This window comes from Methylobacterium sp. E-005, assembly GCF_022829725.1.
Classification (GTDB): domain Bacteria; phylum Pseudomonadota; class Alphaproteobacteria; order Rhizobiales; family Beijerinckiaceae; genus Methylobacterium.
The window spans coordinates 1-5,412 of sequence record NZ_JAKSYG010000166.1; the positions used below are offsets into that span (position 1 = coordinate 1).

Consider the following 5,412-nt stretch of genomic DNA (forward strand, 5'->3'; position numbering starts at 1 on the left):
CAGCTGGAAATCCTCGCAATCGCCGATGCCGTCCTCGGCCAGATCCCAGCGGTCGGCCACGTGCAGGTGGTCCTGATCGGTCATCGGCTCGACCGCCTTGTTGACCCGGCGGTTGACCGACACGATCGTCGCCCAGGTGGCCGGCGTCAGGCTGATGCGGGCCGGCTCGGTCCGGTCCACCGCGCATTCGGCTGCGTAGCTCTGGCAGAACGTCACCCAGGCCGCGATCGGCTTCGCGTCGCCGAGGGTCGTGGCGCCGACCTCCGTGGGCAGGCTGGCGAGCGTCTGCGCCTCGGCGGTGGCGGCGAGACCGAGCAGCGCCGCCGCGCCCGCCAGCGCCACCCGAACCGTCCTGAGAAACCCCGCGCCCATCGAACCTGTCCCCGTTGTGAGGTCAGGATTGCGCCGCAGAGCCTCCGCGGCGCTGAAAGCGATGCGCGCAATTTTATCGATTCGGCGCCGGGCCCTGGGTCCTGCGCGACAGCGTCGACGGCAGGCTTGGGAAGCTCGGCAAATCCGCAGCTTCGCCTTTGGAAACCGGCAACCTTGAGGGTTCGTTCAAGGTCCCAGGAGCGTCACGAAGGCGGCACCCGCTCCGAAGAACGCCGCGCCCGCCGCCATGCCGGCCAGGGCGACCTGCCATGGGGCCAGGGCGCGGTTCCGTTCCAGCTTCGCCGCCTCGGCCATGAGCTTCTTCTGCTCGGCCACGAATTTCTGCGACTCTTCCATCGCGCGCAGGACCCGTGTGACCTGCTCCGCAAAATCGAGCGACTCGTGAGCGGCCGTCTCCGCCATCGACCGTGATCCCCGAAGGACTCGACCGCCGTCATGTCAGCTCTCGGCAGCCTGACGGCAAGGGCAGAATTCCTCACCCCGCCGTCTGGTCGAGCTTGCGTTCCACCTCGCCCTTCAGCTCCGGAAAATCCGCCTGCGTGTAGGCCCGGCCCCGGTGCGGATCCTCGGTGACCCCTTCATGCTCCAGCCGGCGCAGCTGGACCCGGCGGATCTTGCCCGAGATGGTCTTGGGCAGATCGGTCACGAATTCGAGCCCGCGCAGGCGCTTGAAGGTGGCGAGCCGGGCGTTGGTGAAGCGGAAGATGTCGAGGGCCGTCTCGGGCCCCGCGGAAGCACCCGCCACCAGTGACACGTAGGCCTTCGGGATCGTGTGGCGCATCGGGTCCGGCACTGGGACCACCGCGGCTTCCGCCACCGCCGGGTGCTCGATCAGCACGCTCTCCAGCTCGAACGGGCTGATCCGGTAGCCGGAGGATTTGAACACGTCGTCGGCCCGGCCCACGAAGGTGTAGCAGCCCTGGTCGTCCACGAACGCCACGTCGCCGGTGCGGTAGAGGTCGCCCTCCGCCCCCGACAGGTGGCCCTGGCCGTCGTCGTAGCCCTGCATCAGGCCGGCGGGACGGTGCGCGCCGAGTTCCAGGCAGACCTCGCCCTCCGTGGCCGGCTGGCCGTCGGCGTCGAGCACGCGGACCCGGTAGCCCGGCAGGGGGCGGCCCAGCGCCCCCGGCACCACCGGCTGGCCTGGCGTGTTGGCCATGAGCGCCGTGGTCTCGGTCTGGCCGTAGCCGTCGCGGATCGTGAGGCCCCAGGCGGTCTTCACGCGCTCGATCACCTCCGGGTTCAAGGGCTCGCCGGCCGCGCAAACCTCGCGCAGGGCGAGGCGCTTCCCGGTCAGATCCTCCTGGATGATCATGCGCCAGACGGTCGGTGGCGCGCAGAGCGTGGTGGCGCCGGTGCGCTCCAGCTGGGTCAGCAGCGCGGCCGCGTTGAACGGCGCTTGGTTGATCACCAGGATGGTCGCCCCGGCGTTCCAGGGCGCGAAGAACGACGACCACGCGTGTTTGGCCCAACCCGGCGAGGACACGTTGCAGTGGACGTCCCCGGGCTGGAGCCCGAGCCAGTACATGGTCGAGAGCGCGCCCACGGGATAGGAGCGGTGGCTGTGGCGCACGAGCTTGGGCTTCGCGGTGGTGCCGGAGGTGAAGTAGAGGAGCAGCGGGTCGTCGGCCCCGGTCGGGCCATCGGGCGCGAAGCTGTCCGAAGCGCCGAACGCGTCGTCGTAGGCGCCCCAACCCGCCTGGGCGGCGCCCGTGACGAGGCGGATGGCGCCGCCCGTGTCGAGGCCGGCGAACCGCGCGATCTGCTCCGGCCCGACGACGATCGCCCGGGGGCGGCCGCGGGCGAGGCGGTCCGACAGTTCGTCGGCGGTGAGCAGGGTGGTCGCCGGAATCACCACGGCGCCGAGCTTCATCGCCGCCAGCATGGTCTCCCACAGGGCCGGGACGTTGCCGAGCAGCAGGAGCAGGTGGTCGCCACGCTTCAAGCCGAGCTGTCGCAGGTGGTTGGCCACCTGATTGGAGCGCCGGGCGAGTTCGCCGAATGAAAAACTCTGCTCGGCGCCGCTACCGGCCTCGACGATCCGCAGGGCCGCCCGGTCGCGGCTCTCGGGGCCGGCCAGCACGGCGTCGAACCAGTCGAGCGCCCAGTTGAACGGCACCGGCTCGGGCCACGCGAAGGCCGAGACGGCGGCGGCGTAATCGGTGCGGTGGGCCAGCAGCAGATCGCGGGCCTCCTGGAAGCTCGGCATGGTCGTTCCCCCCTCCTCGTCGTTGCCTCTCCTGTCCCGGCTTCTTCAGGCCGGGATCAGGTCCTCGCCGGCCTCGCCGCGCCCGAGGCGCTGGACCATGCCGGTGTGGAAGTCCCGGATCTGCCCGGCGATCGCCCCGACGCTGCGGCCGTTGCGGGTGAAATCGTCGGCGTTCAGCGCGATCAGGCCAGCCGTGTAGCCGGCTTCGTTGTGTTCGAACGGGTCGGCATAGAGCCACGCCCACCAGTCCCGGGCGGGGATCAGGCTCGCGCCCGGCTTGACCCGCAGGGCTGCCAGCAAGCGGACGTGGCGCGCCAGATCCTTCCGCCAGACCGCCCGCGTCTCCGGCGCCACCCCGAAGGCCAGCAGCTTCACGAGGTGCTCGTTGATGGTCTCCTCGCGGCCCCGCGCCTTCTGGGCGACGATCGCGCGGGGGAAAGCCATCTCGAACCGGTGTTCCGAATCGTGGCCCAGGACATCCATGGCCCTCTGCCCGTTCAGGTGTTCTCGAACCGGGGCGGCCGCTTCTCCACGAAGGCGGCCATGCCCTCCTTCTGATCCTTGGTGGCGAACATGGCATGGAACACCCGCCGCTCGAAGCGGATGCCCTCGGCGAGCGTCGTCTCGTAGGAGCGGTTGACCGCCTCTTTGGTCATCATGGCGATCGGCAGCGACATCGACGCGATCGTCTCGGCCGCCTTCATTGCCTCGTCGAGGAGCTGGTCGGCGGCGATGACGCGGGAGACGAGGCCCGAACGCTCGGCCTCGGCGGCGTCCATCATCCGGCCGGTGAGGCACATCTCCATGGCCTTCGCCTTGCCGACGAAGCGGGTGAGCCGCTGGCTGCCGCCGATCCCCGGCATCACGCCGAGCTTGATCTCCGGCTGGCCGAACTGCGCCGTGTCGGCGGCCAGGATGATGTCGCACATCATGGCGAGCTCGCAGCCGCCGCCGAGCGCGTAGCCCGCCACCGCGGCGATGATCGGCTTGCGCACGGCGGTGAACCGCTCCCAGTCGCCGAACCGGTCGCCGGCATACATCTCCGCGTAGGTGGCGTGCTGCATCTCCTTGATGTCGGCGCCGGCCGCGAAGGCCTTGGCGGAGCCGGTGAGGACGATGCAGCCGATCTCCGGATCGGCATCCGCCTCGGTCGCCGCCCGGATCACCTCCCGGGTGAGCTGGAGGTTGATGGCGTTGAGCGCCTTCGGCCGGTTCAGCGTGATCAGCCGGACGCGGCCGCGCGTCTCGGTCAGGATCGTCTCGTAGGTCTCGCTCACGACTCGCCTCCCTGACCGCGGAGCATACGGATGATCGCGGAAAAGTCCTCGCCCCCGTGGCCGGCGCCCTCGAACAGGCCGTAGATCTGCGCGGCTTCGGCGCCAAGCGGCGTCGCGGCGCCGGAGGTGAGGGCTGCGGCCTGGGCGAGGCGGAGGTCCTTGAGCATCAGCGCGGCGGCGAAGCCCGGCTTGTAGCCGTTGTTGGCTGGCGAGGTCGGCACCGGCCCCGGCACCGGGCAGTAGGTGGTCAGCGACCAGCACTGGCCCGAGGAGACCGAGGCGACGTCGTAGAGCGCCTGATGCGACAGGCCGAGCTTTTCGCCGAGTGCGAAGGCCTCGCTGACGCCGATCATCGAGATGCCGAGGATCATGTTGTTGCAGATCTTGGCCGCCTGCCCGGCGCCGGCATCGCCGCAATGGAACACGTTCTTGCCCATGGCCTTGAGCAGGGGCTCGGCTCTGGCGAAGGCGGCGTCCGTGCCGCCGGCCATGAAGGTCAGCGTGCCGGCCTTCGCGCCACCGGTCCCGCCGGAGACCGGCGCGTCGACCGACAGGCAGCCCCGGGCCTCCGCGAGGGCGTGGGCCTTGCGGGCACTCTCGACGTCCACCGTGGACGAGTCGATCAGCAGGGTGCCGGCCGGCAGCGCCTCGGCGAGCTGCGTCCAGACCTCGATCACGTGCCGCCCGGCGGGCAGCATGGTGATGACCACATCCGCGCCCTCGACCGATTCCAGGGCCGAGCCCGCCACCGCAATACCGCCGGCGCGGGCCGTCTCCAGCGAGGCCGGCGCCAGATCGAAGCCGCGCACCGTATGGCCGGCCTTCACGAGGTTGGCCGCCATGGGGCCGCCCATGTTGCCGAGACCGATGAACCCGATGGTCTGCGCCATCCAACCCTCCCTGTATTGTTGTTGCTCGCCTCTCCCACCCGCCTTCATCCTGAGGGCAGACCAGATCCCCCAAGCGCTCTCCCTCCCCCCTCTGCGGGGGAGGGAGACCGCCGGGGCGAGCTGGTCTGCCCTCACGACGAAGCCGGGCGGGAGAGGCGAGCAACAACAATACAGGCAGGGTTGGATGGCGCAGATCATCGGGTTCATCGTCCTCTGCAACATGGGCGGCCCCATGCCGGCCAAGCTCGTGGCGGCGGGCCAGACGGTGCTGGGCTTCGATCTGGAGCCGGCCTCGCTGGAGACGGCCCTCGCCAGGAGTCTTGCGGTGGCGGGCGCGGCCGGGGAACCGGTCGAGTGCGAGGAAATAGTTATTACCATACTGAAATCAGAACAGCAAGTGGGTGCGGTTGCGACCTAGCTTTCCGAGGCGGCGCCGGTGGTCCGCGTTCGCACCCACACGGTCAATGACCTGCAGGATGGCCTCGCGCTGCAAGAATCCTTCACGCGTCTCCACGTACTCCAGGTTCCTCCCGGTGCCTTTGCTTACCTCGACACACCTGGCGGACTGCCCCGCTGCCGTCGTACTGTGAATCGATATCGCGGCCGCGCACACTCCTCTTTCATACTGCCGCAACGCCTACCG

At 69.8% G+C, this 5,412-nt stretch carries 7 protein-coding genes; 1 reads left to right on the forward strand and 6 read right to left on the reverse strand.

Annotated features, from left to right (window positions below; translation table 11 throughout):
* The 6 genes from MKK88_RS18030 to mmsB all read right to left on the reverse strand — a co-directional run.
* The coding region (locus MKK88_RS18030; protein WP_244002083.1) for a transglutaminase-like cysteine peptidase at positions 1 to 372 on the reverse strand (372 nt) is incomplete at its 3' end.
* A 186-nt stretch (positions 373 to 558) separates the two neighbouring features.
* Complete coding sequence (locus MKK88_RS18035) at positions 559 to 795, reverse strand: hypothetical protein (RefSeq protein WP_244002085.1); 237 nt, start codon at positions 793 to 795, stop codon at positions 559 to 561.
* 73 nt (positions 796 to 868) lie between these two features.
* On the reverse strand, positions 869 to 2,602 hold the full coding sequence (locus tag MKK88_RS18040; RefSeq protein ID WP_244002087.1) for an AMP-binding protein: 1,734 nt from the start codon (positions 2,600 to 2,602) through the stop codon (positions 869 to 871).
* Positions 2,603 to 2,647: 45 nt separating this feature from the next.
* A complete protein-coding gene (locus tag MKK88_RS18045; protein ID WP_244002090.1) occupies positions 2,648 to 3,085 on the reverse strand; it encodes a hypothetical protein in 438 nt (145 codons plus the stop codon).
* Positions 3,086 to 3,099: 14 nt separating this feature from the next.
* Complete coding sequence (locus tag MKK88_RS18050) at positions 3,100 to 3,879, reverse strand: enoyl-CoA hydratase (protein WP_244002091.1); 780 nt, start codon at positions 3,877 to 3,879, stop codon at positions 3,100 to 3,102.
* A complete protein-coding gene (gene mmsB / locus MKK88_RS18055) occupies positions 3,876 to 4,769 on the reverse strand; it encodes a 3-hydroxyisobutyrate dehydrogenase (RefSeq protein ID WP_244002093.1) in 894 nt (297 codons plus the stop codon). Before mmsB ends, MKK88_RS18050 begins: the two co-directional genes overlap by 4 nt.
* A gap of 184 nt (positions 4,770 to 4,953) precedes the next feature.
* Between mmsB and MKK88_RS18060 the strand changes: the two genes are divergently transcribed.
* Positions 4,954 to 5,187 (forward strand): NAD(P)-binding domain-containing protein, encoded by a 234-nt coding sequence (locus MKK88_RS18060; protein WP_244002095.1) that lies wholly within the window; start codon positions 4,954 to 4,956, stop codon positions 5,185 to 5,187.
* The last annotated feature ends 225 nt before the right edge of the window (positions 5,188 to 5,412 follow it).